Genomic DNA, 25,349 nt, shown 5'->3' with positions numbered 1-25,349 from the left:
AGTTGCGGGAAGGGCTGCGTTACGTCGCGGGCAAGCCCGAGCTGATCTGGCCCCGTGGCCGGGCCGCCCGCGCGTGGGTCGCCCCCTGGAGGGCGGCGCGGCCGGGCGGCCCGCCCCCCCTCAAGTCCGCAGGTACGAAGCCCCGTTGAGGTCCAGCACGGCGCCCGACGACCATTCCGCCTCCGGGGAGGCCAGCCACAGCACCGCCGACGCGATCTCGGTCGCCGTCGCCACCCGGCCGAACGGGCTCTGGGAGCGGATCGCGTCGCCCTCAGGGCCCGTCAGGCGGGCGGCCACCCGTTCCGTGGCGAAGAAGCCCGGGGCGACGGAGGCGACCGCGATGCCGTGTGGGGCGAGGGAGACCGCGAGGGACTGGCCCAGTGCGTGCACCGCCGCCTTCGTGGCGCCGTACGCGGGGTGGTCCGGTTCGCCGCGGAAGGCGCCGCGTGAGCCGATGTTGACGATGCGGCCGCCCGTGCCGCTGTCGATCATCGACCGTGCCGCGCGGTGGCTGAGCAGCGCCGTGCCGAGGACGTTCACCGAGAGGTGGCGCTGCCAGCTCGCCGCCCAGTCCTCGTACGAGGTGGTGGGCAGCGGATGGGGTTCGTTCACCGCCGCGTTGTTCACGAGTACGTCGATGCCGCCCAGCGCGTCCCGCGCCGCGTCCGCGATCCGGGCCGCGCCCTCGGGGTCCGACACGTCGCCGCCCACCAGCGCGTGGCCCGTGCCGTCGAGGGAGTCCAGGGTGCGGCGCGCGTCGTCCTCGCGGGTGCCGTAGTGGACGGCGACGCGGTCGCCGTTGGCGGCGAAGGCGCGGGAGACCGCGCGGCCGAGTCCTCGTGCGGCGCCGGTGACCAGGACCCGGCGGCCGGTCTGCGGGAAGTTCATGGAGGGGTCCCTTCGGGAGGCGTCAGCCGTCGACGGCGTTGTACGCCCGTACCTCCGACGTGCCGACCCGGCCGTACCAGCCGGACGCGTCGGACGCGAGCTGGTCGATGATCCCAGGCAGCACCCACTCGCGCAGCGGCGTGCCGTCGGCGAGCCGCAGGGCGGTGCACGTGTCGCCGGCCGCCGCGTACACCGTGTCGCCCGCGACGACCGGCGGTACCTTCGCGATCCCCGTCAGCCGCCGTGTCCAACGAGCCTCGCCGGACCGGGGATCGAGGGCCTGGAGGGTGTCCGCCTTCGACCAGTGCAGCACCGGACCGCCCGCACTGCCCGGACCGCCCGCCGTGACCGGACCCCGCAGCCCGCCCGTCCGCGGCCGCCAGCTCGTCTCGACGCCGAGCGTGGGGCGCCGCCAGCGACGCTTCCCGCTCTCCGGGTCGAAGCCGTACAGCGTGCCCGCCGTGGCCAGCAGGCCCGTCCCGCCCGCCGCGCCGACGGCCGTGGCTCCCGGGGTCACGGGGAAGGTGTCCGCCGCGACGGCGACGCGCTCCCCGCCGCGCGCACGGACGAGGTGCAGCTTGCCCGCCGTGGTGAGCAGGGCGAAGTTCCCCGCGTCCGGCAGCGCGGCGGCGGCGAGCAACTGGTCGCCGTCGGCCTGGAACCCCTCGTACGTCCACAGTGTCCTGCCCGACGCCGCGTCGACGCCGAGCACCTCCCACCGCAGGGCGCGGGCCAGCAGCATCGTGCCGCCCAGCACCGCCGGTGGCTCCGTGCCGCCCAGCTCCCGCGCCCAACGGCCAGCCCCCGTAAGCGGATCGACGGCCTCCAGCTCCTTCTCGCCGTCCTCGTCCGCGTACGACGAGACCACCGTGCCGTCCACGACGGCGACCCACCGGGCCGGCAGCCTCCGGACGGGGTCGGCCTCGACGCGCGACTTGCCCGAGCCGACATCGACCACCGGCAGCCCGACGTCGGGCGCGACGAGATTCCCCTCCACGACGCCCCACATGCGCGGCACGTCCGCCGAAGCCTCCAGCTCCCAGCGGCGGGCCCCGTCGGCGGCCGCGCGGGCGCGGACGTAGCCCGTGGAACCGCCGGCGAGTGTGCCGTGCAGCAGCACCGTGCCGCCGCTGGGCAGCAGCGCGTCGATCGCCTCGGACTCCGTGGTGACGCTCCAGCGGAGCGCGCCCGGCTTCGCCGATCCCTTGTCGACATCCAGCTGGGCGCCGTCCGGAGCGGGGCTCTCCCAGCCGCGTACGACGGAGACGCCGAGCAGCCCGGTCAGGGTGGCGGCACCGGCCACCAGCACTCCCCGGCGGGCCGGTTGACGGCGCCGCTCGACCCGCGCCGGCACGGGGGGTGGCGCCGGTGCCGCCGTGGCCCGCTTCGTGGGAACCATCGCCGTGTGCTCGCGCGGCCGGTCCTCCTCGTCGCCCCGCACCAGGCTCCGCAGCGGCTCCTCGCGCCACCACAGCGGCGACGCGGGATCGGCCGTCCGCTCCAGCACGGCGGCGACCGAGGGCCGTCGGCCCGGCTCCTTGTCCAGACAGCCGGCGACCAGCCCGCGTAGCTCCACCGGTACGTCGGCCAGGTCGGGCTCCTCGTGCACGGCCCGGTAGAGCAGGATCGCCACCGTTCCGTCCCCGAAGGGGTTGCGGCCGGTGGCGGCGAACGCGAGGACCGCGCCCAGGGCGAACACGTCGGCCGCCGCGGTCACCGGCGTCCCGCCCGTGATCTGTTCGGGCGCGATGAACCCGGGCGTCCCGACGATGTCCCCGGCCGCCGTCAGCCCGTGGTCGCCCAGCGCACGGGCGATCCCGAAGTCGATGACGCGCGGCCCCTCGGCCGTGACCAGCACGTTGGACGGTTTGAGGTCGCGGTGGACGAGACCCGCGCCGTGGATGCTCGTCAGGGCCTCCGCGAGCGCCGCGCCCAGGGACCGTACGACCGGCACGCCCAGCGGTCCGGCGGCGGCGACCGCGCGCCGCAGCGTGACGCCCGGCAGATAGGCGGTGGCCAGCCAGGGCACGGGCGACGCGGGATCCGCGTCGAGCACCGCCGCCGTGTGCGCCCCCGTCACGGCGCGGGCTGCGGCGGCCTCGCGCCGGAACCGCTCGCGGAAGTGCGGTTCGGCCGCGAGGTGCGCGTGGACGGTCTTCACGGCGACCAGTCGGCCACCGGTCGTACGGCCCAGATACACCCGGCCCATGCCACCGGCGCCGAGCCGGCCGAGCAGCCGTACGGAGCCCAGGCTTTCGGGGTCGCCGGGCAGCAGGGGGTCGGTCATGACAACTCCGGTGCGGCGTAGGTGGTCAGGACGCCTCCCGACGCCACATGGACGAGGCCGGGTCCCGTACCGGCCGCGCCACCGCCCGCCCCGACGACCACCGCGCTCGCCTCGCCGGTCTCGGCCGCCCACACGAGGTCGCCCGTCGCCGCGTCCCGCGCGTGCAACCCCCAGTCGGGGCGCCTCCCGGCCGTCTCCGCGTCCTCCGGCGCCCGTCCCCGGCCGTAGACGAGCCCGCCGGCCACCACCAGCGGCAGGCCGGTGCCCGCACGGCTCCAGCGGGTACGTCCGGTGTCCGCGTCGAGGGCCTTCGTCGTGTCGTACGTGGCGGTGTGCACCAGCCCGGCGGTGGCCGTGGGGGTGATGGTGGTGTCGTCGGTCTCTCCCTCGGACAGATCGCGGGTCCACCGGGTACGCCGGGTCGCGAGGTCGACGGCCTTCAGACGTCCGCCCGTCGCGTAGTGGCGGACGCCGCGGGAGCCGAGGTACGACTCCGGGTACGCCGCGCCTCCGGGTATCTCGCGTTCGAGGGTGCCGTCGGCGGCGCGCAGCACGGTCAGTGGTCCGTCCGTCCCGCTCCCGTCGTCGTTCCCGCCGGGGGCGGCGGGGGTGGCGGGGGTGGCGGAGACGGTCCTGGCCGCCACGGCGATCCGGTCGTCCGTCCGGCGGAGAGCCGCCACCTCCGCCCGCGCGCCCTGGTGGAACCAGAGGGCGGCTCCGGTGCGCGGGTCGTAGCCGTAGGCGCGCCAGGGGCTCTCACGGTTGGTGCGGCGCTCCCACGCCGTCGAGTACGAGGCGTAGGTGACGACACAGAGGACGTCCTCGGCGACCACGAGCGCGCTGCGGTTCCCGTCGACCGCGACGGTCGGCCCCGCCCCGCGCAGCTCCAGCGGGCGCCGGGGGTTGTTCACCATGGGGTCGGCGGACCACTTCGCGACGCCGGTCGCGGCGTCCAGCGCGGCGATCTCGGTGGAGAACGAGAGCCGGTTGGACAGGACATGGACGAGTTCGTCACCGAGGACGACATCGGTGATGTCCCCGTCGACGGGGTGGCTCCAGGCGACGACCCCGGTCCGCGGGTCGAGTCGGGTCAGCCCGTCCCCGGCCCGGAGGTACAGGGCCTCGCCGTACCGCATCGGCAGCGCTTCGCCGATGTCGCGGGTCCACAGGGCGCGGCCCCGTGCGTACGGGCCCGGCGTGCCGGAGGCTCCCGCGTCGGCGTCCTCGCCGTCGCGGCCGGTGAGTGAGGAGAGCCAGGCGACCGTGCCGACCGCCGCGCCGCCGGCGAGGGCCGCGCCGCCCCAGCGCAGGAACCGTCTCCGGGACGCGCCCCGGCCGCCGCTCACGACCGTGGCGCCGCCGCCGGGTACGAGCGGCGCAGTGGGGGCGGGGAGGCGGGGGACGGTCGCGTCGCGCGGCGCCGGCACCGCGTCGGCCGGTTCGTCGGCCCGCGTGTCCGCCGGTTCCGTGGCCGTCGCCGTGGCTGTCGTCGCCGTTGCCGTTACCGTCGCCGTCGTCTCCGGCGCGTTCGCGACCAGCGCGGCCACCTCCTCCTCACGGCGCCGGATCAGACCGGACACGGCCTCCCGCTCCCACCACGGATCACCCTCGGTCCACGCCGCGCACGCGGCCAGCACCTCGGCCACGGTGGGCCGTTCGCCGGGCTCCTGGCTCAGACAGCTCCCGAGCAGTTCCCGCCACCCGGCCGCGCCGTCCCGGGCGCCCAGGGTCTCCGCCAACCCGTCGAGATCCGCCGGGCCGTGCATGGTGCGGTACAGCACCTGGTGCACCGGGCCGGTGCCGAACGGGGGACGGCCGGTCGCCGCGTACGCGAGCAGCGCCCCGAGCGCGAACACATCGACGGCCGGACCGGGTTCACCCGTCCCGGTGAGCAGTTCGGGCGCGATGAAGCCGGGGGAGCCGACGACCTCACCGCTGTCGGTCAGGCTCTCCTCGGCGGCGGTCCGCGCGATGCCGAAGTCGATGACCATCGGGCCGTCGCGCGTCACGACGATGTTCGACGGTTTCAGATCGCGATGGACGAGCCCCGCGGCGTGCACGGCGGCGATCGCCTCGGCCAGCGCGGCGCCGAGCGCGGCGAGTTCGCCCGAAGGCAGCGGTCCGAGGGCCGCGACCGCCTCACCGAGGGTGGGGCCCGTGCAGAACTCGGTGGCCAGCCACGGGCGTACGGCCTCCGGATCGGCGGCGAGCACGGCGGCCGTGAAGGGTCCCGCCACCGAACGGGCCGCGGCGGCCTCCCGCCGGAACCGTTCCCGGAACCGCTGATCGGCCGCCAGATGCTCGTGCACCGTCTTCACGGCCACCAGCCGCCCCGAGGCCGCCCTGGCGAGATGGACCCGCCCCATGCCGCCCGCACCGAGCAGGGCGACCAGCCGGTACCCCCCGAGCTTCTCCACCGTGCCTCCCCCTCCGAACCCGCCCATCCCTACGCGGCCGATCACTGCGACGCCCGTAGAGCGTCTCAAGGTTGCGGCTGCCACCGAACACCGGCTCGTCCGGGCCGGCGTAACGCCGCTGAGGCGCCGCTAAAACCCGTGGCAGCCGGTCGGCGCCTCTCCTAAAGTCATATCTGTCCAGGTGCGAAGGCGGGACCTACTTCCACTCTTAATGGGGAGGCCGCAGGTTCGAGTCCTGCCATCGGCTTTCGAGCCGGTGTAGCTCAGTTGGTAGAGCACCTTGTCGGTTCCGCCGGCCTTGATCTCTGGACTTTTCATCGAATTCGGGGGAATTCCCATGGCACGTTTCAACACCCGCCTTTCCGTGGTCCGCGGCACGTCGCCCGTACGGTCGACGGGCGCGACCACCCGGACCCACCAGGGCGGCGCCGGACATCTGCGCGACGCGAAGTCCGAGCTGTTTCTGCTGGCCGTCGCCAACTTCGTTTCCCAGCAGACTTTCTACGAGTCCGGTGACGACCGCGACGACCGCTTCGCCTCCCTCGTACGTAAGCTCGCGGTCGAGGATCCGGCATGGACCGCCGGTCTTCTGAGCTGGCTGCGCCGCGACGGGAACATGCGGACCGCCGCCGTCGTCGGCGCCGCCGAATACGTCAAGGCGCGTCTCGAACTGGGCGTCGGCACGGGCCCGTCGAACCGTCGGGTCGTCGATTCCGTACTGCTGCGTGCCGACGAGCCGGGTGAATTCCTCGGTTACTGGACGTCCCGTTACGGACGCGCGATACCCAAGCCGGTGAAGCGGGGAACGGCCGATGCCGTGCGGCGGCTCTACAGCGGAAAGTCGCTGTTGAAGTACGACACCGCGTCGAAGGGTTACCGATTCGGGGACATTCTCAATCTCGTGCACGCCTCGCCCGATCCGGCGAAGGCGTGGCAGGGCGAGTTGTTCCGTTACGCCCTGGACCGCCGGCACCACCCCGACAGCGCCGATCCGCCCGCGTCGAACCGCACTCTTGTCGCGCACCGGGCCCTGATGGAATTGCCCGTCGCCGAGCGGCGCGCGGTGATCACGGCTCCCGGCGCCGACGAGCGGCTGGCGGCGGCGGGCATGACGTGGGAGATGCTGGCGGGCTGGCTCCAGGGGCCGATGGACGCGGCGGCGTGGGAGGCCGTCATCCCCTCCATGGGGCCGATGGCGCTGCTGCGCAATCTGCGGAACTTCGACGAGGCCGGGGTGAGCGACGAGGTCGCGGCCCGGGTCGCCGCCGAGTTGTCGGACCCGGCGGTGGTCGCCCGGTCGCGGCAGTTCCCGTTCCGCTATCTCGCGGCGTACCAGCACGCGCCGTCGCTGCGCTGGTCGTACCCGCTGGAGCGGGCGCTCGGCCACTCGCTGGCCAATGTGCCCGCGCTGCCGGGGCGGACGCTGATCCTGGTCGACCGGTCGGGTTCGATGTGGTCACCGTTGTCGGACCGCTCGCAGCTCAACCGGGCGGACGCGGCGGCGATCTTCGGTACGGCGGTGGCGATGCGCGCCGCCGACGCCGATCTGGTCGAGTTCGGCTCGGGCAGCGGCACGGTGAAGTACCACGGGCGCGAGTCCGTGCTGAAGGTCCTGGGCCGCTTCGGCAGCCTGGGGGGCACGAACACGACAGGGGCGGTACGGGCCCACTACCGCGGCCACGACCGGGTGCTGATCGTCACGGACGAGCAGGCGTCGTACAGCCACTACGGCGACCCGACCGAGCAGGTCCCGGACCGTGTTCCCGTCTACACCTGGAATCTGGCGGGATACCGGGCCGGGCACGGGCCGTCGGGCACGCGGAACCGGCACACTTTCGGTGGTCTCTCCGACGCCGCGTTCCGCATGGTTCCGCTGCTGGAGGCGGGTCGGGACGCCCGCTGGCCGTGGGCGGACTGACCGCCGGAACAGGGGCCCGCGGAGGGCCGTGGGGTCACTGGGGAACGAGTGATCCCGCGGCCCGTCGGCGGTCGGGCATGGCGCGTCGGGGGCCGTTGGGCGCATACTCCAGGTAATGACAAAGTCAGCCGGTTCCCGGCGCCACCTGCCGTCCAGTCCCTTCAACCGCCAAGGCCCGGCCTCACCTCCGCCCGAGCACTTCGACGTGGGAGACCGTGTTTCCCATGATCAGTTCGGGTTGGGCAGAGTCATCGGAGTCGAGGGCGAGAACGCCGTGCTCATCGATTTCTCGGGCCGCCAGGGTCGGATCCTGAGCCCCTTCTCCAAACTGACCAAGCTCTGAAGACCCAGGCCCCCGGGCCGCCGCGATCCCCGTGACCGCGGCGGCCCGTAAAGGCATGTCCGGAGCGGCACTCAGAGGGACTTGGCCGCGGGCTTGACCATGCCGCGGACCGTGCGGGACTTCACGAACTCGCCGACGGCCGTCATCTCCCACTCACCGGAGAACTGCTTGATGAGCTTCGCCATGATCACGCCGGTCTGCGGCTCGGCCCCCGTCAGGTCGAAGCGGACCAGTTCCTCACCGGTCCGCGCGTCGAGCAGCCGGCAGTACGCCTTCGCGACCTCGTTGAACTTCTGGCCGGTGAACGAGTTCACCGTGAAGACCAGGCCCGTGGCCTCGGCCGGCAGCCGGCCGAGGTCGACCACGATCGTCTCGTCGTCCCCGGCGCCCTCACCCGTGAGGTTGTCGCCGGAGTGCTTGACCGAGCCGCCGAGGATGGACAGCTTGCCGAAGTAGCAACTGTCCAGGTGGTTGCGGTTCGGTCCGTAGGCGATCACGGAGGCGTCGAGGTCGATGTCCTTGCCGCGGAAGGCGGGCTCCCAGCCGAGGCCCATCTTGACCTGGGACAGCAGCGGGGCGCCGCCCTTGACGAGCGACACCGTCTGGTTCTTCTGGAGATTGACGCGGCCCTTGTCGAGATTGATCTTCCCGGAGCCCGCGGGAGCCGACGGGGGGGCGGACGGCGGGACGGGGGCCGAGGGAGCGACGGGGGCCGCGATCCGCGGGTCGGCCGTCGTGGGGGCCGGAGCCGGGGGCGGGACGGGCGCGGAGGGCGGCACCGGCGCCATCGGGGCCACGGGGGCCTGCGGCGCCTGTGGGGCGGCCGCGGCGGGCGTCGTGGGCTCCTCGACGGAGACGCCGAAGTCGGTGGCGATGCCCGACAGCCCGTTCGAGTAACCCTGGCCGACCGCGCGGACCTTCCAGGCGCCGTTGCGCAGATAGACCTCCACGACCACCAGGGCGGTCTCCGAACCCAGATTCGGCGGGGTGAAGGTGGCGAGCGCGCTGCCGTCGTCGGCGTTGCGGATGGTCGCTGTGGGCTCGATGCCCTGGAAGCTCTGGCCCGCGGCGTCGGGGCTGGCCGTGACGACGATCTTCTCGATTCCGGCGGGGACGGCGGACGTGTCCACCACGATCGCGTCCGGAGCCGTACCGCCGCCGGACCGGTAGGTCACACCCGGGCCGTTCGGCTGGTTGTAGAAGATGAAGTCGTCGTCGGAGCGCACCTTGCCGTCGGCGGTGAGCAGCAGGCCCGATACGTCGAGCCGCACCGGGGCGGCGACGTCCACCGCCACGCGGGCGGCCGAGAGGGGGATGTTCGAGCCGGGGGTCATAGCTGTCATGCCAGACGTAACGAACGACCTCTCTTTGCCGTTCCCTTACTTTTCCGCCCCTCCCCCGTACGGGTCAGTCACGGGGTCCCGGCGACCGGCCCGTTCAGTACGGCCACTGCGGCGGGTGTGTGCAGAAGTGGCCGCCCAGGTTGGCGTGGTCGGGGTTCTCCGGGTCCAGTTCGCCCTGCTCGGCGATGAGCTTGTCCGCGTACTGCTCGGAGTCGTCCCTCGGCTCGTACCCGAGGGCCCGCGCCGTCGAAAGGTCCCACCACAGGCGGGTGTTGGCGGACGAGCCGTAGACGACGGAGTGCTGGACGTCCTCGGCCGTCAGCGCGGCGTGGAAGAGCCGCGCGCCGTCGCCGGGGCTCATCCAGACCGACAGCATCCGTACGGAGGTCGGCTCCATGAAGCACGACCCGATCCGCACGGAGACGGTCTCCAGCCCGTGCAGGTCCCAGTAGAGCTGCGCCAGATCCTCGCCGAAGCACTTGGAGAGGCCGTAGAACGTGTCGGGGCGGCGCGGGGTCCCGATCGGGATCAGCGCCTCCGAGTCGAGCGGATAGGTGCCCTGCGGCCGTGGTGTGAACCCGACGGCGTGGTTGCTGGACGCGAAGACCACCCGCGCGGTGCCCTCCTCGCGTGCCGCCTCGTAGAGGTTGTACGTCCCCTCGATGTTGGCCCGCAGGATCTTGTCGAACGACGCCTCCAGGGAGATGCCGGCGAGATGGATGATCGCGTCGACACCCTTGACGGCCTCACGCAGCGCGCGCTTGTCGCCGAGGTCGGCCGTGATCGCGTCCGGCTCGCCTTCTATGGGTGTGGCGTCGAAGAGCCGGAGCTCGTACCCGTACGCGGGCAGCAGGCCCCGCATCAGGGTGCCGAGGCCGCCCGCTGCGCCGGTGAGCAGGACGGTTCGCGGTTGGGGCATGGGCGTAGATCTCCTCGGACGGACTCGGGCGGACCCGGAATGACTCAGATCCGTGGACAGGATTCACATGCGTGGACACGCTAAGGAGCGTCGCCGTCAGCGTCAAGTGTCGCGCGGAGGCGGCCGATCCGCTCCTGGGTTGCGGTTTTCCGTCTTGACCGGCGCCGCACGGCTGGCCTAGCGTGGCGTTGTTCAGAAATATGGACGCCGATCAGAATTGTGCACGAGCGTGAGTGCTCGCCGCACGGCCCAGGGAGCGCCAGTGACCTCAGCCCCGCTCGCCGCCCGCCTCACCCGAGTCGCCGGGCCGCTGTTCTTCCCCGTCACCGCGTACGGTCCGGACGGCGCCCTCGACCTCGACGCGTTCCGCGCGCACGTCAGAAGCGGCGTCGACGCGGGAGCCGCCGCGGTCTTCGCCTGCTGCGGCACGGGCGAGTTCCACGCGCTCACCCCGGAGGAGTTCGGGGAGTGCGTACGGGCGGCCGTCGAGGAGACCGCGGGAGCGGTCCCGGTCGTGGCGGCCGCCGGTTACGGTACGGCAATCGCGGTCAGATACGCGGAGATCGCCGAGGCCGCCGGCGCCGACGGACTGCTCGCCATGCCGCCCTATCTGGTCGTCGCCGACCAGGAGGGCCTGCTGCGCCACTACTCGGCGCTGGCCGCGGCCACCGGCCTGGAAGTCATCGTCTACCAGCGCGACAACGCGATCTTCACCCCGGAGACCGTCGTCGAACTCGCCAAGGTGGACGGCGTCATCGGCCTCAAGGACGGCTACGGCGACCTCGACCTGATGCAGCGCATCCTCAGCGCCGTACGCACCGAGGAACCCGGCCGCGACTTCCTCTACTTCAACGGCCTGCCCACCGCCGAGCTCACCGGCCTCGCCTACCGCGGCATCGGCATCAGCCTGTACTCCTCCGCCGTCTTCGCCTTCGCGCCCGAGATCGCCCTCGCCTTCCACCGCGCCCTCAACTCCGGCGACGACACAACCGTGAACAGGCTCATCGACGGCTTCTACCGGCCGCTGGTCGAACTGCGCTCCAAGGGGCGCGGATACGCCGTCTCGCTCGTCAAGGCGGGCGTCAGACTGCGCGGTTACGACGTCGGCGAGGTACGTACCCCCCTGAGCGAACCGCAGCCCGCGCACATCAAGGAACTCACCGAGATCATCGAGCGCGGCTACACGCTGCTCGGCGACGGCGACGGCGACGGCGACGGCGAGCCGGGAGAGCCCGGAGAGCCCGGCGGGACGGAGACGAACGCGTGAAGACCTCCGCCTTTCTCTACCCCTGGGACGTGGTCGGCGACCCCGACGCGCCCGCGCGCGTCGCGGGCCTCGGCGTCCGGCAGGTCACCCTCGCCTCCGCCTACCACTCCACCCGCGCCCTGACCCCGCGCCACCCGCGCCACCGCGTCGTCACGGCCGAACACGCCGCCGTGCTCTACCCGATGGACGAGGCGCACTGGGCGGACGCCGAACTGCGCCCCTACGCCGCCGGCGACTGGGCCCCGGCGGACGCCTACGGCGAGGCCGCCGCCGCGCTCGCCGACGCCGGACTGGAGGTGCACACCTGGGTCGTCCTCGCGCACAACTCCCGGCTGGGCGCCGAGCATCCCGGCACCTCCGTGGTGAACGCCTACGGCGACCGCTACCCCTGGGCCCCGTGCATCGCCCGCCCCGCCGTCCGTACGTATGTCGCGTCGCTCGCCGCGGAAGCCGCCGTACAGCCCGGCGCGGCCGGCACCGAACTGGAATCCCTCGGCTGGTACGGACTCGCGCACCTGCACGCCCACGACAAGATCGGCGGCGTCCCGCTAGGCGAGGCCGCGCAGTACCTGATGTCGCTCTGCTTCTGCTCCGTCTGCCGCGCCGGTTACCTGTCGCTGGGCCTGGACGCCGACGAGCTGAACGCCGCCGTCAGGCGGGCCCTGGAGCCCGTCTGGAGCGGCGCGCAGAGCCCCGGCACCCCGGCAGGTTGGCCGGCTGTCGAAAAGCTCCTGGGCGCCGATCTGGCGGCCGCGACCCTCAACTGGCGCGTCCGGACCGCCCGTACGCTCCAGGAGGCCACCGTCGCCGCCGTACGCGCGCGGGCGCACCCCGGCTTCCAGGTACTGCTCCACGCCGACCCCAACCCCCACCGCACCGGGGCCAACGCCGGGGTCGACCCCGCGCACATCCTGGACACCGCCGACGGGGTCGTCCTGCCCTGTACCGGCGGCGCGGCGGAGGCGATGCTGACACCGTTCGCCGCCCATCGCCGCGAATCCACCGTGCTGGCCGCCAACTTCACCGTCGTGGGGGGTATGGGCGGCAGCCCGGACACCCTCGCCGGCGACGCGGCGCACGCGCGCTCGTTCGGCGCGACCGAACTGCGCCTGTACCACGCGGGCCTGGCGTCGGACGCGGATCTGGCCGCCGTCGCCGCCGCGCTCTCACAACTCGGCTGAGACCCGTCGCGGCAAGCCTCCGTAGAAGGTGAGGCCGGCCGCCGTCAGCAGGCCGATCACCCCGGTGACCGGCAGCAGCACCGTGATGTCGACGAACGCGATCAGTCCCGCGCCGAGTGCGAGGGACACCGCGTTCGGCACGTAGATCAGGGTGTTGGCGGTGGCGGCGGTCCGCCCGAGCACCGCGTCCGGGGTCTCGCGCTGCACCGCCGTCAGCGCGACGATCAGCACGCACGGGAGCCCGATCCCCACCGCCACCGCGCTCGCCAGCACCACGGCGTCGTACGGCAGCGCCCGCAGCCCCACGGCGGCGGCGAAGAGCGCGATGCCACCGGCGGCGAACACCCGCTCGGGCATCCTGCGCATCAGCGGGCCCGCCAGCAGCCCGACGGCGACCGAGCCGACGCCCTGGAGCGCGTAGAGCAGACCTACGTACGTAGGAGCGTGCCCGAGGCCCTTGTCGACCACCGCGTAGATCGCGGCGCCGTTGAGCCCCGCGAGCAGCATGGTGACCGACCCCGCCAGGACGAGCGGGCGCAGGACCGGCGAGTCGCGCAGCACGCGCGCGCCCTCCGCCGTCCGGGACAGCCAACTGCCGGTACGGTCCGGCACCGGCCGCTCCTCCTGGACCCGCATCAGCGCGAAGAGACCGGCGGCCAGTGCGAACGTCACGGCGTCGAGCAGGGCGACCGTCCCGCCGCCGTACGCCGCGTACAGCCCGGCGCCCGCGAGCGGCGCGAGCAGCTTCATGCCCTCGTTGGCCGTCATCCGCAGCCCGTTGAAGTCACCGAGCAGCCGCTTGTCGATCGCCGTGGCCACCAGGGCCGCCTCGGCCGCGTCCTGGACGACGCCGCTGACGCCGTACACGGACAGCAGGGCGAAGAGGATCCAGATCCGGTCCGCCGAGTCCACGACGAGGAGCAGGGGCAGCAGCGCGGCCATGGCGAGATTGCAGAAGATCAGCAGCGGCCGGCGCCGCCACCGGTCGGCCAACGCCCCCAGCAGCGGCCCCACCAGCGTCGGCGCCCACATCGCGAAGACGGTCAGGGCCGCCAGACTGTCCGACCCGGTCAGCGACTTGACCCAGATGCCGCCGACCAGCCACATCGCCGACGTGCCGAAACCGGACACGACGACGCCGGACAGATACAGCCCGGCGTTACGGTCCCGAAGGACCGTGGCTATCGCCCAGCTCCTGCCCGCCGGCTTCCCGGCCGATTCCCCCGCCGACTCCTCCGCCGGCTTCCCTGCCCGATTCCCCATCCCCATCGGCATATCGTGGCACGGGAGCCCCAGGCGCCACAGGGGTTGGCGGCAGGCGACCGGGCGGGCCGGTCAGCGCACCGCCGCCTCCATCATCTTCTTGGCGATCGGGGCCGCCAGGCCGTTGCCGCTGACCTCCGAGCGTGCCGCGCCCGAGTCCTCGACCAGCACGGCCACCGCCACCTCCTTGCCCGTCGAGGCGTCCTTCGCGTACGAGGTGAACCAGGCGTACGGCGTCTGGCTGTTGTCCACGCCGTGCTGGGCCGTGCCCGTCTTGCCGCCGACCTCGGCGCCGTCGATACGGGCGTTCGTGCCCGTGCCCTCGTTCACCACCGTCACCATCGCGCTGCGCAACTGCTCGGCCGTCGAGGACGAGACGACGCGGCGCGACGACTCGTCCTCGTAAGAGGTGAGCGTGTCGCCACCCGCGTCCACCACCTTGGACACCATGTGCGGCGATTCGAGGATCCCGTCGTTGGCCAGCGCCGCCGAGACCATCGCCATCTGGAGCGGCGTGGCGGTGACCTCGAACTGGCCGATGCCCGTCAGCGCCGTCTGCGCGTCGTCCATGTCGGACGGGTAGACGCTCTCCGCGGCCCGTACCGGCACATCCCGCTCGGTGTCGTTGAAGCCCAGCTTCGACGCCATCGAGCCGACCTTGTCCTTGCCGAGGTCCGCGGCCATCTTGGCGAAGACGTTGTTGCACGAGTACTGGAGCGCCGTGCGGATCGTCGCGTTCTCGCAGGGCGCCGACGCGTTCTCGTTCTCCAGGACCTGGCTCGTACCGGGCAGCGTGAACGGGTCCGGGCTCTCCGTCCGGGTGTCCACCGAGCCGTACAGCCCGTCCTCCAGCGCCGCCGCGGCCACCACCAGCTTGAAGGTCGAACCGGGCGGGAGCGGCTGCCGCAGCGCCCGGTTGACCATCGGCTTGTCCGGGTCGGCGTTCAGCTGCTCCCAGGCGTCGCCGTCCGTCGTCCCGCTGATCCTCGACGGGTCGTACGACGGGGTGCTGACCATCCCGAGGATCCTGCCGGTCGCCGGGTCGATCGCGACGGCCGCGCCCTTCTTGTCGCCGAGTGCCTCGAAACCGGCCTTCTGCACCGCCGGGTCGATGGTCGTCAGCACGCTGCCCGGCGCGGCCTGCTTGCCGGTGAGCGCGTCCAGCGGGTTCTTCAGCCGGGGGTCCGTGCCGTCCAGGACGTGCGAGTAGATGCCTTCGAGCTGTGTGGAGCGGTACGCCTGCGAGCTGTAACCGGTCACCGCCGCGTACAGCTCACCGTCCGTGTACGTCCGCTTGTACTTCAGGTCGTCGCTGCTCGCCGTCCGGGCGGAGCCCGTGACGGCGGAACCGGCCACGACGATGTCGCCCAGCGGCTGGGCGTACTGGTCGATGAGCGTGCGTCGGTTGCGTTCGTTGTCCGCGAGGGCCTTGCCCTGGTACGCCTGCACCCAGGTGACCCGCACCAGCAGGGCGAGCACCATGAGCAGACAGACGACCGCGGTGCGCCTGATTGTCTTGTTCATCCCACAGCCAGGACGAGCGGGACCGGCCGCCGCGTTCCGCCCTGCGCCCCTTCTCAGAAACTCTTCATACCGGGACGGGACCGGACGGGACCGGACGGGCCTCCTCAGGAGGCCGGTGCCACCTCGGGCTCCCGCATCACCTCGGGCTCCGGCGTCACGAAGGCTCCGGCATCACCTCGGGCTGATGAACCCCGACTCGTACGCCGCGATCACCGCCTGTGTACGGTCCCTGGTCCCGGTCTTCGCGAGCACCGAGGCGACATGCGACTTCACCGTCGCCGGGCCGACGCCGAGCCGTTCCGCGATCTCCGCGTTCGTCAGACCGGTCGCCATCAGCCGCAGCACGGCCGCCTCGCGTTCGGTGAGCCGGCCCGCCCAGCCCGGCGCCGCCGGCCGGCGGCGGGCGTACTCCGCCGCCAGGCCCCGCAGCGCGGCCGGGAAGAGCAGCGAATCGCTCCGGGCCACCAGCCGGACCGCCGCCACCAGGTCCTCGGCCGCCGCCCGCTTCAGCAGGAACCCGGAGGCGCCGACGCGCAGCGCGTCGTACACGTAGCTGTCGTTCTCGAAGGTCGTCACCACGACGACGCGCGGCACCGGGCCCGACGGTGAGCCGGACGCCGGGCCGAGGATCTGCTCGGTGGCGCGGATGCCGTCGATCTCCGGCATCCGCACATCCATCAGCACGACGTCCGGACGCACCGCGCGCACCACGGAGACCGCCTCGGCGCCGGTCGCCGCCTCGCCGACGACCGTCAGGTCCGGCTCGGCGTCCAGAATGACGCGCAGCGCCGTACGGACCATCCGCTCGTCGTCGGCGACCACCACCCTGATCCCGGTCTCCGCCTGTTTCACCGGGCGCCCCCGTCGGCGGTCAGCGGGAGGGCGACGGACAGCCGCCACAGCGCGCCGTCGTGCCCGGCCTCGGCGTGCCCGCCGAGCAGCGTGGCCCGTTCGGTGACACCGAGCAGTCCGCGTCCACCGCCGGGCCGTACGACCGGCGCCGTGTCCGGCAGCGGATTCTCCATCGTGATCTCCAACTTCTCGGTGCTCAGGGCGGCATGGAGCGTGACGGGCGCGGCCCCGCCGTGCCGCAGGGCGTTGCTCAGCCCTTCCTGGACGATGCGGTACGCCTCGCGTGACACCGGCTCCGGCACGGTCGTGACGTCCCCCTCGACGGTCAGCGCGACGTGTACGCCGCAGTGGGCCAGCAGTACGTCCAGCGCGTCGAGCGTCGGCCCCGCGGGACCGCCCCCTCGCGCGGCCGGCCGGTCCTCGTCGTCCTGCCTCAACAGGCCCAGCACGGAGTCCAGTTCGCCCACGGTGCGCCGGGTGGTCTCCTCGATCGCCGTCAGCGCCTCCCGTACAAACTCCCTGTCCTTGGGCGCGTCGCTGTCCAGGATCCGGCGTGCCGCGCCCGCCTGGAGGGTCACCGCGCTCAGCGCGTGCCCGACGGAGTCGTGCAGTTCGCGGGCGAGCCTGTTGCGTACGGCGAGATCCGCCGCGCGCCGTTCGGCGGCGGCCAGCCGGTCGGCCGGTGTGGGCCCGAGCAGCACGGGCGCCAGCCGGGCCAGCAGCGTGCTCGCCGCGGCCGCGCACGCGGCAAGGGCGACGAGGGAAAGGATCCCGGCGAGAGGCGCGAGAGCCATGGCCCAGCCGTGCTCGAAGGCACGCGGCATCCCGAGCCGGGACTCGCGCAGTGCCGACGACAGCGGCAGCGCCATCAGCGCCACCGCGAACGGCGGCAGCGCCAGCGACATGCCGCTGATGATCCCGCCGAGCCCGACATGCAGGGTGAACCAGCCCGTCGTACGCACCCTCGCCGCGCGCGAGCGGGCGGGACCGTCGGCCAGGGAGCCCTCCGGGACCCCGCACAGCGCCCGCGCCGCGGCCACCGACAGCGGCCGTACGAGCGGGAACAGCGCGCTCGCCGCGGCCAGCGGCAGAGCGACCGCGTACGCGCCGAACTGAAGCGCCAGGGAGTTGGCGAACAAGTTGTCGGCGTCGACCAGCGGGCCGACGACCACCGTGCCGAGCAGCCAGTACGGCATCAGCAGCGCGCCGCCGAGGATCAGATGCGTCCAGCGCAGCCGTGCCCGTCCGCCGAGGAGCGGGCGCAGGAGCGCGGCGGTCCGGCGCGGGAGCGGGGCTGTCATACGGCGCGGCGCCGCAGGGTGGAGACGACACTGCCGAACAGCAGGAACCCGGCGACCATCGACACAGCGTAGGTCAGCACCATCGGCCCGGCGGCCCGTTGATCCGGATCGGTGGGCAGCAGCGTGGTCAGGAAGAGGAAGCCGCCCCAGCAGCCGAGTGTCCCCGAGCCCACCCACGCCGTCGCGAGCGGGATCCTCGGCGACAGCCGGCCGGCCGCACGGAAGGGGAGCGCGAGCAGCAGGGTGCCGGCCACCGCGACCACGGCGAACAGGGCGTGGACGCCCTCCACGAGGTAGAAGTCGGTCGACCGCTCCGCGATCCGGTCGGCGCTGAGCCCGGTCGTGGCTCCCGTCGCCCAGAGCAGATGCATGACACCGGGCAGCAGCGCCAGGAGCGCACCGGCCGCCGCCGTCGCCCGCGCGACGGTCGTCGTCCGCGGGTCCCCGAGCGGTCCCCGCCAGAGGTGGCCCCAGCGGCGCCGCGCGTACCGCACGAAGAGCGCCCCCAGGGTGAGGCCCTGGAGGATGAATCCGGAGTAGACGACGGCGAAGACCCACGCGTCGAGGAACGGCTCCGAGTTCGAGGGCGCCGGGCGCGAGCCGTCGGCCAGGGCGCCCGCCAATTGGAGCGGATAGCCGGTCATGATCGGCGCCAGCAGCCCCGCGGCGGCCCACATCGGCAGGCCCAGCAGCCAGGCGGGGACCCGTCGTCCCCACGGCCGGGTGAGCAGCAGCGCGAGGACCACCACGGCGGCGTCGAGGACGACGGACACACTGTTGGCGAAGGCCATCGCGATCCGGTCGTCCAGCAGCGTGCTGTCGTCCGGGACGCCGACCCGGTTGCCGGCGATCCACAGCACCTTGAGCGTGATGTACGGGAGGCACGAGGCGATCGCGACGGCGCGCAGCGCCCGTACGCCACGGCTGAGCGACGGCGCGGCGGGCGGCCCGTCGGTGGGCCCGGCAGTCCCGGCAGTCGGCCCGGCAGTCGGCCCGGCAGTCGGCCCGGTCTCGGGCGCGGGCAGCGGGGCGGCGGATGCGGCGGAGGTCGGCGTCATGCCGCCCACGCTCCCGGCCGGCGGCCCCCCGCACCTCCTGCGCGCTGACGATCCCCCTCCGCCGCACGGGGGAGACCGGTGCGGGAGACCCGGCGGCGGACAGGGGCCCCGGACGACCGGTCAGAGCCTGCGAGTAGCCAGCGTCAGCCGGTCGCGCGCGTCGAACAGCGCGTCCTTGATCATCTGCTCGTGCGCCGGGGTCAGCCGCGCCACCGGCACCGAGCAGCTGATCGCGTCGCGCGCCGGAGTCCGGTACGGGATCGCGATGCCGAAGCAGCGCAGCCCGAGGGTGTTCTCCTCACGGTCCACGGCGTACCCCTGCTCGCGGATCGTGTTCAGTTCCTCGATGAGCTTCTCGCGGTCGGTGATCGTGTGCTCGGTCAGCGGCGACATCGTCTCCGGCAGCATCTTGCGCACCTGTTCGTCCGTGTGCGTGGCGAGCAGCGCCTTGCCGAGCGAGGTGGAGTGCGCGGGCAGCCGGCGCCCGACACGGGTGAAGGGGCGCAGATAGTGCTGCGACTGGCGGGTCGCGAGGTAGACGACGTTCGTGCCGTCGAGACGCGCCAGGTGGATGGTCTCCGTCGTGTCGTCGGAGAGTCGGTCCAGGGTGGGGCGGGCGGCGGCCACCACCTCGTCACCGTCGATGTACGACGTGCCGACCAGCAGCGCCCGTACGCCGATGCCGTACCGCGTGCCCGTCGCGTCCGTCTCCACCCAGCCCAGCTCGACCAGGGTCCGCAGCAGCATGTAGAGACTGGACTTGGGGTAGCCGACCGCCTCCTGCACCACGGCGAGCGAGTGCATACCGGGGCGTCCGGCGAAGTACTCCAGCAATTCCACCGTCCGCACAGCGGACTTGACCTGTGCACCACCGGTTTCCGCAGCCGACATCGTCCCTCGCCCCTATCTTGACCACTCTTGACCACACAGAACGCACGGAAATAGAGTTCCCATGGATTCATCATCAGGAACTTTGTTCAGAATACCGAACAGCACCTCGGTGATGACAGCGGACGGCACAGGAATTGGAAGGAAGCCGCGGTGGCAGCAGCACCAGTCTGGAGTGTCGACCCCCGAACCGGGAAGCCGCGTGAGCAGGTCGCGGTCGAAGCCACGGCCGAGGAGGTCGACCGCGAAGTACGTCGCGCGCACGCCACCCGGCCCGCGCTCGCCGACCGTACCGCGCGTGCGGCGCTTCTGCGTACGGCGGCGGACCTGCTCGACGAATCGGGCGCGTACGTCATCGAGGCGGCGGACGCCGAGACCGCGCTGGGGCCGGTCCGGCTCACCGGCGAACTCGCGCGCACGACCGCCCAGTTGAGAGCCTTCGCCGACGTCGTGGACGAGGGCGCCTTCCTCGACGTACGCATCGACCACGCCGACGGCGACCGCACGCCGCCCTGGCCCGACCTGCGGCGCTGGAAGGTGCCGCTCGGTGTCGTCGCCGTCTACTCGGCGAGCAACTTCCCCTTCGCCTTCTCCGTCCCGGGCGGTGACACGGCGAGCGCGCTCGCCGCCGGCTGCCCCGTCGTCGTCAAGGTGCACCCCGACCACCCCGCCACCTCCGAGATCTGCGCCGCCACGCTGCGCAGGGCGGCGGCACAGGTGGGCCTGCCCGAGGACGTGGTGGTCCTGGTGCACGGCTTCGAGGCCGGTGTGGAGCTGGTGAAGCACCCGCTGGTCGCCGGGGCGGGATTCACCGGTTCCGTACGCGGCGGACGCGCCCTCTTCGACGCGGCCGCGGCCCGGCCCGCACCGATCCCCTTCCACGGCGAACTCGGCTCGCTCAACCCCGTCGTGATCACCGAGGCCGCCGCGGCCGAGCGCGCCGAGCAGATCGGCACCGGACTGGCCGGCTCGATGACGCTCGGCGAGGGCCAGTTCTGCACCAAGCCCGGCTTCGTGCTCGTCCCGACCGGTGACGCCGGCGACAGCCTGCTCAAGTCGCTGACGACGGCCGTCAGCGAGACCGAGCCCGGCGTGATGCTCGACCACCGGATGCGGGACGCGTTCGTCGCGGGCGTACGCGAACGGGCCGAACTCCCCGATGTGGCGGCCCCGATCACCCCGGGCGCCGGCGGCGACCACACCGTCAGCGCGGGCTATCTGACCGTACCGGCCCAGCGCCTCGCCGCCGACGGACCGCACGACCTCCTGCTGGAGGAGTGCTTCGGCCCCGTGACCGTCGTCGCCCGCTACGACTCCGACGCCGAGATCGGCGCCGTCCTGGCCCGGCTCCCCGGCAACCTCACCGCCACGCTGCACCTCGCCGACGGCGAGGCCGAGGACGCGGACTCCGGCGCCGCCCGGCTGCTCGCCGACCTGACGCCGCTCGCGGGCCGTGTCCTCGTCAACGGCTGGCCCACCGGCGTCGCCGTCGCCCCCGCGCAGCAGCACGGCGGCCCCTACCCGGCGTCCACCTCCACGTCGACGTCCGTCGGGGCCACCGCGATCGAGCGCTGGCTGCGGCCCGTCACCTACCAGTCCACCCCCGCCGCGCTGCTCCCCCCGGAGCTGCGTGACGACAACCCGACCGGCCTGCCGCGCCGCGTCGACGGCCGCGCGGAGCCCGCGACCGCCTCGTAGGGCAGCCCGTCCCGCGTCAACCCCGCACGACATGACCCCGCACGACACGACCCCGCCCCACCCGGTAATTCGCTTGCCGGGCGGGGCGGGGTTTGCTGTACTCCCCGACGTCGGCCGACCGGCCGACCCGCCAAGCAGTCGAGGAGCCGTCATGCGCCGAGCGTCGATGTCCATCCAGCAGAAGGGAATTCCTGCCTATTCGAAGGACATGACGCTCAGTGAGTACGCGTACGCTCAACCTCGGAATCCTGGCGCACGTAGACGCCGGTAAGACCAGCCTGACCGAGCGGCTGTTGCACGCCGCCGGAGTGATCGACGAGATCGGCCGTGTCGACGACGGGAACACCCAGACCGATTCGCTGGCCCTCGAACGTCAACGCGGCATCACCATCAAGTCCGCCGTCGTGTCGTTCGCCGTGGACGACATCACCGTCAATCTGATCGACACCCCCGGCCACCCGGATTTCATCGCCGAGGTGGAGAGGGTGCTGAGCGTTCTCGACGGCGCCGTCCTGGTCGTCTCGGCCGTCGAGGGTGTCCAGGCGCAGACGCGCGTCCTGATGCGGACGCTGCGCCGGCTGCGGATCCCCACGCTCGTCTTCGTGAACAAGATCGACCGCGTCGGCGCCCGCCACGACGACCTCCTGCGCGACCTGGCCGAGAAGCTGACCCCCGCGATCGTCCCGATGGGATCGGTACGCCGACTCGGCACCAGGGACGCCGACTTCACCCCGTACGGAGCACCCGACCCGGCCTTCTCCACGACCGGACCCGTGGCCGAGCGGCTGGCCGAACAGGACGACGCCTTCCTGGCGGCGTACGTCGAGGACCCGGCCCGCCTCACGTACGACCGGCTCCGCCGTGAACTGGCCGCCCAGACCGGACGGGCGCTCATCCACCCGGTGTTCTTCGGCTCCGCCGTGTCCGGCGCGGGCGTGGACACGCTCACCGGCGCCATCAGGGAGCTGCTGCCCGCCACGGCGGGCGACGAGCGGGGCCCGCTCTCGGGCACCGTCTTCAAGGTCGAGCGCGGCACGGCCGGCGAGAAGATCGCCTACGTCCGGATGTTCTCCGGCGCGCTGCGGGTACGCGACCGGCTGCCGATCGGGGACGCCGAGGGCAAGGTCACCGCGATCAGCGTCTTCGACGACGGCTCGTCGGTGCGCCGCGCGTCCGTCGGCGCCGGCCGGATCGGCAAGCTCTGGGGGCTCGGTGACATCCGGATCGGCGACGTGATCGGCGACCCGGCCGCGGTCACCGCCGCACGTCACCACTTCTCCCCGCCGTCGCTGGAGACGGTCGTCGCCCCGCGCGAGGGAACCGACAAGGGCGCGCTGCACGCCGCGCTCACCCAACTCGCCGAGCAGGACCCGCTGATCAATCTGCGGCAGGACGAGATCCGGCGGGAGATCTCCGTGTCGCTCTACGGCGAGGTGCAGAAAGAAGTCATCCAGGCGACACTCGCCGACGAATACGGCGTCGAGGCCACCTTCCGTGAGACGACGACGATCTGCGTCGAAAGGATCGCGGGCGAGGGAAGCGCCGCGGAGATCATGGGCAAGGAACCCAATCCGTTCCTCGCGACCGTCGGCCTCCGGGTCGAACCCGCCCCGCCCGGCAGCGGTGTGGACTTCCGGCTGGAGGTCGAACTCGGCTCCATGCCGTACGCGTTCATGAAAGCCATCGAGGACACCGTGCGCGCCACCCTCGGCGAGGGGCTGTACGGATGGGCGATCCCCGACTGCGTCGTCGTACTGACCCGCAGCGGCTACGCGCCCAGGCAGAGCCACGCCCACGGCACGTTCGACAAGAGCATGTCCAGCACGGGCGGCGACTTCCGCCTGCTGACCCCACTGGTCCTGATGGCCGCCCTGCGGGACGCGGGCACGATCGTGTGCGAACCGATGCACCACTTCCGCCTCGACGTCCCGGCCGACACCTTCGGCACCGTCCTGCCCGCCCTGGTCCGCCGACGCGCCGTACCGCACACGCCCTCGGTGCGCGGGTCGTCGTACGTGGTGGAGGGCGAGATCCCGGCGGCCCAGGTCCACGCGCTCGACCAACTGCTCCCGACGCTCACGAGCGGCGAGGGCGTCCTGGAGGCGTCGTTCGCCCACCACCAACCGGTCCAGGGCGCCCCCCCGACCCGCTCCCGCACGGACCACGATCCGCTCAACCCCAAGGAGTACCTGCTCAGCGTGGTGCGCCGGGTCTCGGCGGGGGCGTAGTGGGGCGGGCGGGAATGGGTGGCGTGGCCCAGGGGTTGCGGTTGGTAGCGGAGGCAGGCTCCGCACTGACCCGGCCTGGAGAGAAGCAGACACATGCGTGTGGAGATCTGGAGCGACATCGCCTGTCCCTGGTGCTACATCGGGAAGGCCCGGTTCGAGAAGGGGCTCGAATCCTTCGCGCACCGCGACGACGTCGAGGTGGTGCACCGGTCCTTCGAGCTGGACCCCGGGCACGCCAAGGACGAGGTCGCCTCCGTGGTCGACATGCTCGCCACCAAGTACGGCCGGTCCCGGGAGGAAGCCCTCGCCATGGAGGAGCAGGTCGCCTCGCAGGCGCGCTCCGAAGGGCTCGGCTACCGCGTCGGCGACCGGGACCACGGCAGCACGTTCGACATCCACCGGCTGCTGCACCTGGCCAAGGCCCGCGGCCGGCAGGACGCGTTGCTGAACGTCCTCTACCGGACGAACTTCGCCGAGGAGCGCTCCGTCTACGACACCGAGACGCTGGTCGACCTCGCGGTGGAGGCGGGACTGGACGAGGCCGAGACACGCGTGCTCCTCGCCGACCCGGACGCGTTCGCCGACGACGTACGGGCCGACGAGCGGGAGGCGGCGGAGCTGGGCGCGACCGGTGTGCCCTTCTTCGTCCTCGACCGGCGCTACGGCGTCTCGGGCGGCCAGCCCGCCGAGGTCTTCACCCAGGCGCTGGAGCAGGCGTGGCAGGGGCGCGCGATCACCGCCGTGGGCGACGACCCGGCCGTCACCTGCGACGCGGACGGGGCGTGCGAGATCCCGGGTGCCCACAGTCATTCATAAGGATCTCTTGGGTGTTCCCCTCAGAAATGCGCAATTGACTGGGGAAGACACGGGTCCCAGGGTGAGGGCATGGAGACTTTGGGTGGCGCCGAGTTCGTGCCGGAGACGACGTATCTGAACACCTCGACCTGCGGTCTGCTGCCGCGCCGGGCCGTCGAAGCGGTACGGACGCTGGCGGCCGAGAACGGCACGGGGCGGCGGGATGGCGCGGGCAGTTTCGACTCGGTCGACGCGGCCCGCGCCTCGTACGCCCGCCTGGTGCGCACGCCCGTGGAGCGGGTCGCCGTCGGCAACGCCGTGGCGGTCCATGTCGGTCTGATCGCGGCCTCGGTCCCGCCGGGCAGTGAAGTCCTCATGGCCGAGGGCGAGTTCAGCTCCGTCGTCACGCCCTTCGCCGTACGGGGCGATCTCAAGCCGCGGTACGTGCCGCTGGAGTCGCTGGCCGACGAGGTACGGCCCGGGACCGCGCTGGTCGCCGTCTCGGCGGTCCAGTCCGGTGACGGCCGGATCGCCGATCTGCCGGCGGTACGGGCCGCCGCGGCCGCGCACGGCGCCCGTACGCTGCTCGATGTCACGCAGGCGGCGGGCTGGCTGCCCGTCGACGCGGCGGCGTACGACTACACCGTCGCCGGCGGCTACAAGTTCCTGGTCAGCCCGCGTGGCACCTCGTTCCTGACCGTCTCCGAGGAGGCCCAGGAGAGCCTGGTGCCCATCCACGCGGGGTGGGTCTCGGGCGAGGACATCTGGGCGAGTACGTACGGCCCCGTCGAGCAACTCGCCCACTCGGCGCGGCGGTTCGACGAGCCGACGGCCTTCCTCGCCTACCACGGGGCCGAACAGTCCCTGGCCCTGCTGGAGGAGATCGGCGTCGAGCGGATCCACACCCATGTCACGGCGCTCGCCGACCGCTTCCGGGCGGGCCTGGTCTCGCTGGGGCACGAGCCGGTCGCCGCCGCGGGCTCCACCGTCGTGGCCGTGCCCGGCCTCGGCGATCTGCGGCCCCGGCTCGTGGCGGCGGGCGTGAAGGTGGCGGTCCGCGCGGGCAATCTGCGCGCCGCGTTCCATCTGTACAACTCCACGGCGGACGTGGACCGCGCGCTGGACGTCCTCGCGGGCTGAACAACAGACGCGCGGGGCCCGGTCGGGAAGACCGGGCCC

19 protein-coding genes and 1 tRNA gene are annotated in these 25,349 nt (G+C 72.8%); 9 read left to right on the top strand and 11 right to left on the bottom strand.

Features of this window, described 5'->3' with window-relative positions; all coding sequences use genetic code 11:
* Positions 1-120: 120 nt before the first annotated feature.
* From ACFUN8_RS28795 to ACFUN8_RS28785, 3 genes are read right to left on the bottom strand one after another with little or no spacing between them, the layout of a single operon-like run.
* Positions 121-888, bottom strand: a complete 768-nt coding sequence (locus ACFUN8_RS28795; RefSeq protein ID WP_383643645.1) for an SDR family NAD(P)-dependent oxidoreductase — start codon at positions 886-888, stop codon at positions 121-123.
* 22 nt (positions 889-910) lie between these two features.
* Complete coding sequence (locus ACFUN8_RS28790; protein WP_383643642.1) at positions 911-3,175, bottom strand: PQQ-binding-like beta-propeller repeat protein; 2,265 nt, start codon at positions 3,173-3,175, stop codon at positions 911-913.
* Positions 3,172-5,592: a protein kinase gene (locus ACFUN8_RS28785; RefSeq protein ID WP_383643639.1), complete on the bottom strand. Its 2,421-nt coding sequence runs from the start codon at positions 5,590-5,592 to the stop codon at positions 3,172-3,174. Before ACFUN8_RS28785 ends, ACFUN8_RS28790 begins: the two co-directional genes overlap by 4 nt.
* Positions 5,593-5,766: 174 nt before the next feature.
* Between ACFUN8_RS28785 and ACFUN8_RS28780 the strand changes: the two genes are divergently transcribed.
* The 3 genes from ACFUN8_RS28780 to ACFUN8_RS28770 all read left to right on the top strand — a co-directional run bounded on the left by ACFUN8_RS28780 (position 5,767) and on the right by ACFUN8_RS28770 (position 7,853).
* Positions 5,767-5,836, top strand: a tRNA-Lys gene (locus tag ACFUN8_RS28780).
* 93 nt (positions 5,837-5,929) lie between these two features.
* A complete protein-coding gene (locus ACFUN8_RS28775) occupies positions 5,930-7,510 on the top strand; it encodes a TROVE domain-containing protein (RefSeq protein ID WP_383643636.1) in 1,581 nt (526 codons plus the stop codon).
* A gap of 115 nt (positions 7,511-7,625) precedes the next feature.
* Positions 7,626-7,853 carry a hypothetical protein gene (locus ACFUN8_RS28770; protein ID WP_037784015.1) on the top strand — a complete coding sequence of 76 codons (228 nt, stop codon included), beginning with the start codon at positions 7,626-7,628 and terminating at the stop codon, positions 7,851-7,853.
* 71 nt (positions 7,854-7,924) lie between these two features.
* Here ACFUN8_RS28770 and ACFUN8_RS28765 read toward each other — a convergent pair whose 3' ends face one another.
* Entirely contained in the window at positions 7,925-9,196 is a 1,272-nt protein-coding gene (locus tag ACFUN8_RS28765; RefSeq protein ID WP_383643632.1) for a TerD family protein, read from the bottom strand.
* Between the two features lie 94 nt (positions 9,197-9,290).
* On the bottom strand, positions 9,291-10,115 hold the full coding sequence (locus tag ACFUN8_RS28760) for an NAD-dependent epimerase/dehydratase family protein (protein WP_383643629.1): 825 nt from the start codon (positions 10,113-10,115) through the stop codon (positions 9,291-9,293).
* 262 nt (positions 10,116-10,377) lie between these two features.
* Between ACFUN8_RS28760 and ACFUN8_RS28755 the strand changes: the two genes are divergently transcribed.
* Entirely contained in the window at positions 10,378-11,382 is a 1,005-nt protein-coding gene (locus ACFUN8_RS28755) for a 5-dehydro-4-deoxyglucarate dehydratase (protein WP_383643626.1), read from the top strand.
* Positions 11,379-12,563 carry a hypothetical protein gene (locus ACFUN8_RS28750; RefSeq protein ID WP_383643623.1) on the top strand — a complete coding sequence of 395 codons (1,185 nt, stop codon included), beginning with the start codon at positions 11,379-11,381 and terminating at the stop codon, positions 12,561-12,563. The genes ACFUN8_RS28755 and ACFUN8_RS28750 overlap by 4 nt, the downstream gene beginning before the upstream one ends.
* On the opposite strand, the gene ACFUN8_RS28745 is transcribed toward ACFUN8_RS28750, so the two are convergent.
* From ACFUN8_RS28745 to ACFUN8_RS28720, 6 genes are all read right to left on the bottom strand, one after another.
* A complete protein-coding gene (locus ACFUN8_RS28745) occupies positions 12,549-13,826 on the bottom strand; it encodes an MFS transporter (RefSeq protein WP_383643620.1) in 1,278 nt (425 codons plus the stop codon). The two genes, ACFUN8_RS28750 and ACFUN8_RS28745, sit on opposite strands and share 15 nt — an antisense overlap.
* A 72-nt stretch (positions 13,827-13,898) precedes the next feature.
* Complete coding sequence (locus ACFUN8_RS28740; RefSeq protein WP_383643617.1) at positions 13,899-15,350, bottom strand: penicillin-binding transpeptidase domain-containing protein; 1,452 nt, start codon at positions 15,348-15,350, stop codon at positions 13,899-13,901.
* Between the two features lie 171 nt (positions 15,351-15,521).
* Entirely contained in the window at positions 15,522-16,151 is a 630-nt protein-coding gene (locus ACFUN8_RS28735) for a response regulator (protein WP_383643648.1), read from the bottom strand.
* A 47-nt stretch (positions 16,152-16,198) separates the two neighbouring features.
* A complete protein-coding gene (locus ACFUN8_RS28730) occupies positions 16,199-17,503 on the bottom strand; it encodes a sensor histidine kinase (protein WP_383643614.1) in 1,305 nt (434 codons plus the stop codon).
* A complete protein-coding gene (locus ACFUN8_RS28725) occupies positions 17,500-18,561 on the bottom strand; it encodes a PT domain-containing protein (RefSeq protein WP_383643610.1) in 1,062 nt (353 codons plus the stop codon). Before ACFUN8_RS28725 ends, ACFUN8_RS28730 begins: the two co-directional genes overlap by 4 nt.
* 120 nt (positions 18,562-18,681) lie before the next feature.
* Positions 18,682-19,452, bottom strand: a complete 771-nt coding sequence (locus ACFUN8_RS28720) for an IclR family transcriptional regulator (RefSeq protein WP_383643607.1) — start codon at positions 19,450-19,452, stop codon at positions 18,682-18,684.
* Between the two features lie 150 nt (positions 19,453-19,602).
* Between ACFUN8_RS28720 and ACFUN8_RS28715 the strand changes: the two genes are divergently transcribed.
* From ACFUN8_RS28715 to ACFUN8_RS28700, 4 genes are all read left to right on the top strand, one after another.
* A complete protein-coding gene (locus ACFUN8_RS28715) occupies positions 19,603-21,147 on the top strand; it encodes an aldehyde dehydrogenase (NADP(+)) (protein ID WP_383643604.1) in 1,545 nt (514 codons plus the stop codon).
* Between the two features lie 218 nt (positions 21,148-21,365).
* Positions 21,366-23,375, top strand: coding sequence for a GTP-binding protein (locus ACFUN8_RS28710; RefSeq protein WP_383643601.1), 2,010 nt, complete (start codon positions 21,366-21,368; stop codon positions 23,373-23,375).
* A 93-nt stretch (positions 23,376-23,468) separates the two neighbouring features.
* Positions 23,469-24,191 (top strand): DsbA family oxidoreductase, encoded by a 723-nt coding sequence (locus tag ACFUN8_RS28705; protein ID WP_383643599.1) that lies wholly within the window; start codon positions 23,469-23,471, stop codon positions 24,189-24,191.
* A 69-nt stretch (positions 24,192-24,260) separates the two neighbouring features.
* Complete coding sequence (locus ACFUN8_RS28700) at positions 24,261-25,310, top strand: aminotransferase class V-fold PLP-dependent enzyme (RefSeq protein ID WP_383643596.1); 1,050 nt, start codon at positions 24,261-24,263, stop codon at positions 25,308-25,310.
* The last annotated feature ends 39 nt before the right edge of the window (positions 25,311-25,349 follow it).

It is taken from the genome of Streptomyces sp. NPDC057307, from assembly GCF_042667665.1.
GTDB lineage: Bacteria > Actinomycetota > Actinomycetes > Streptomycetales > Streptomycetaceae > Streptomyces.
Note: the sequence above shows the minus strand (reverse complement) of the source record. Positions and strands in the feature narration are given on the sequence as shown.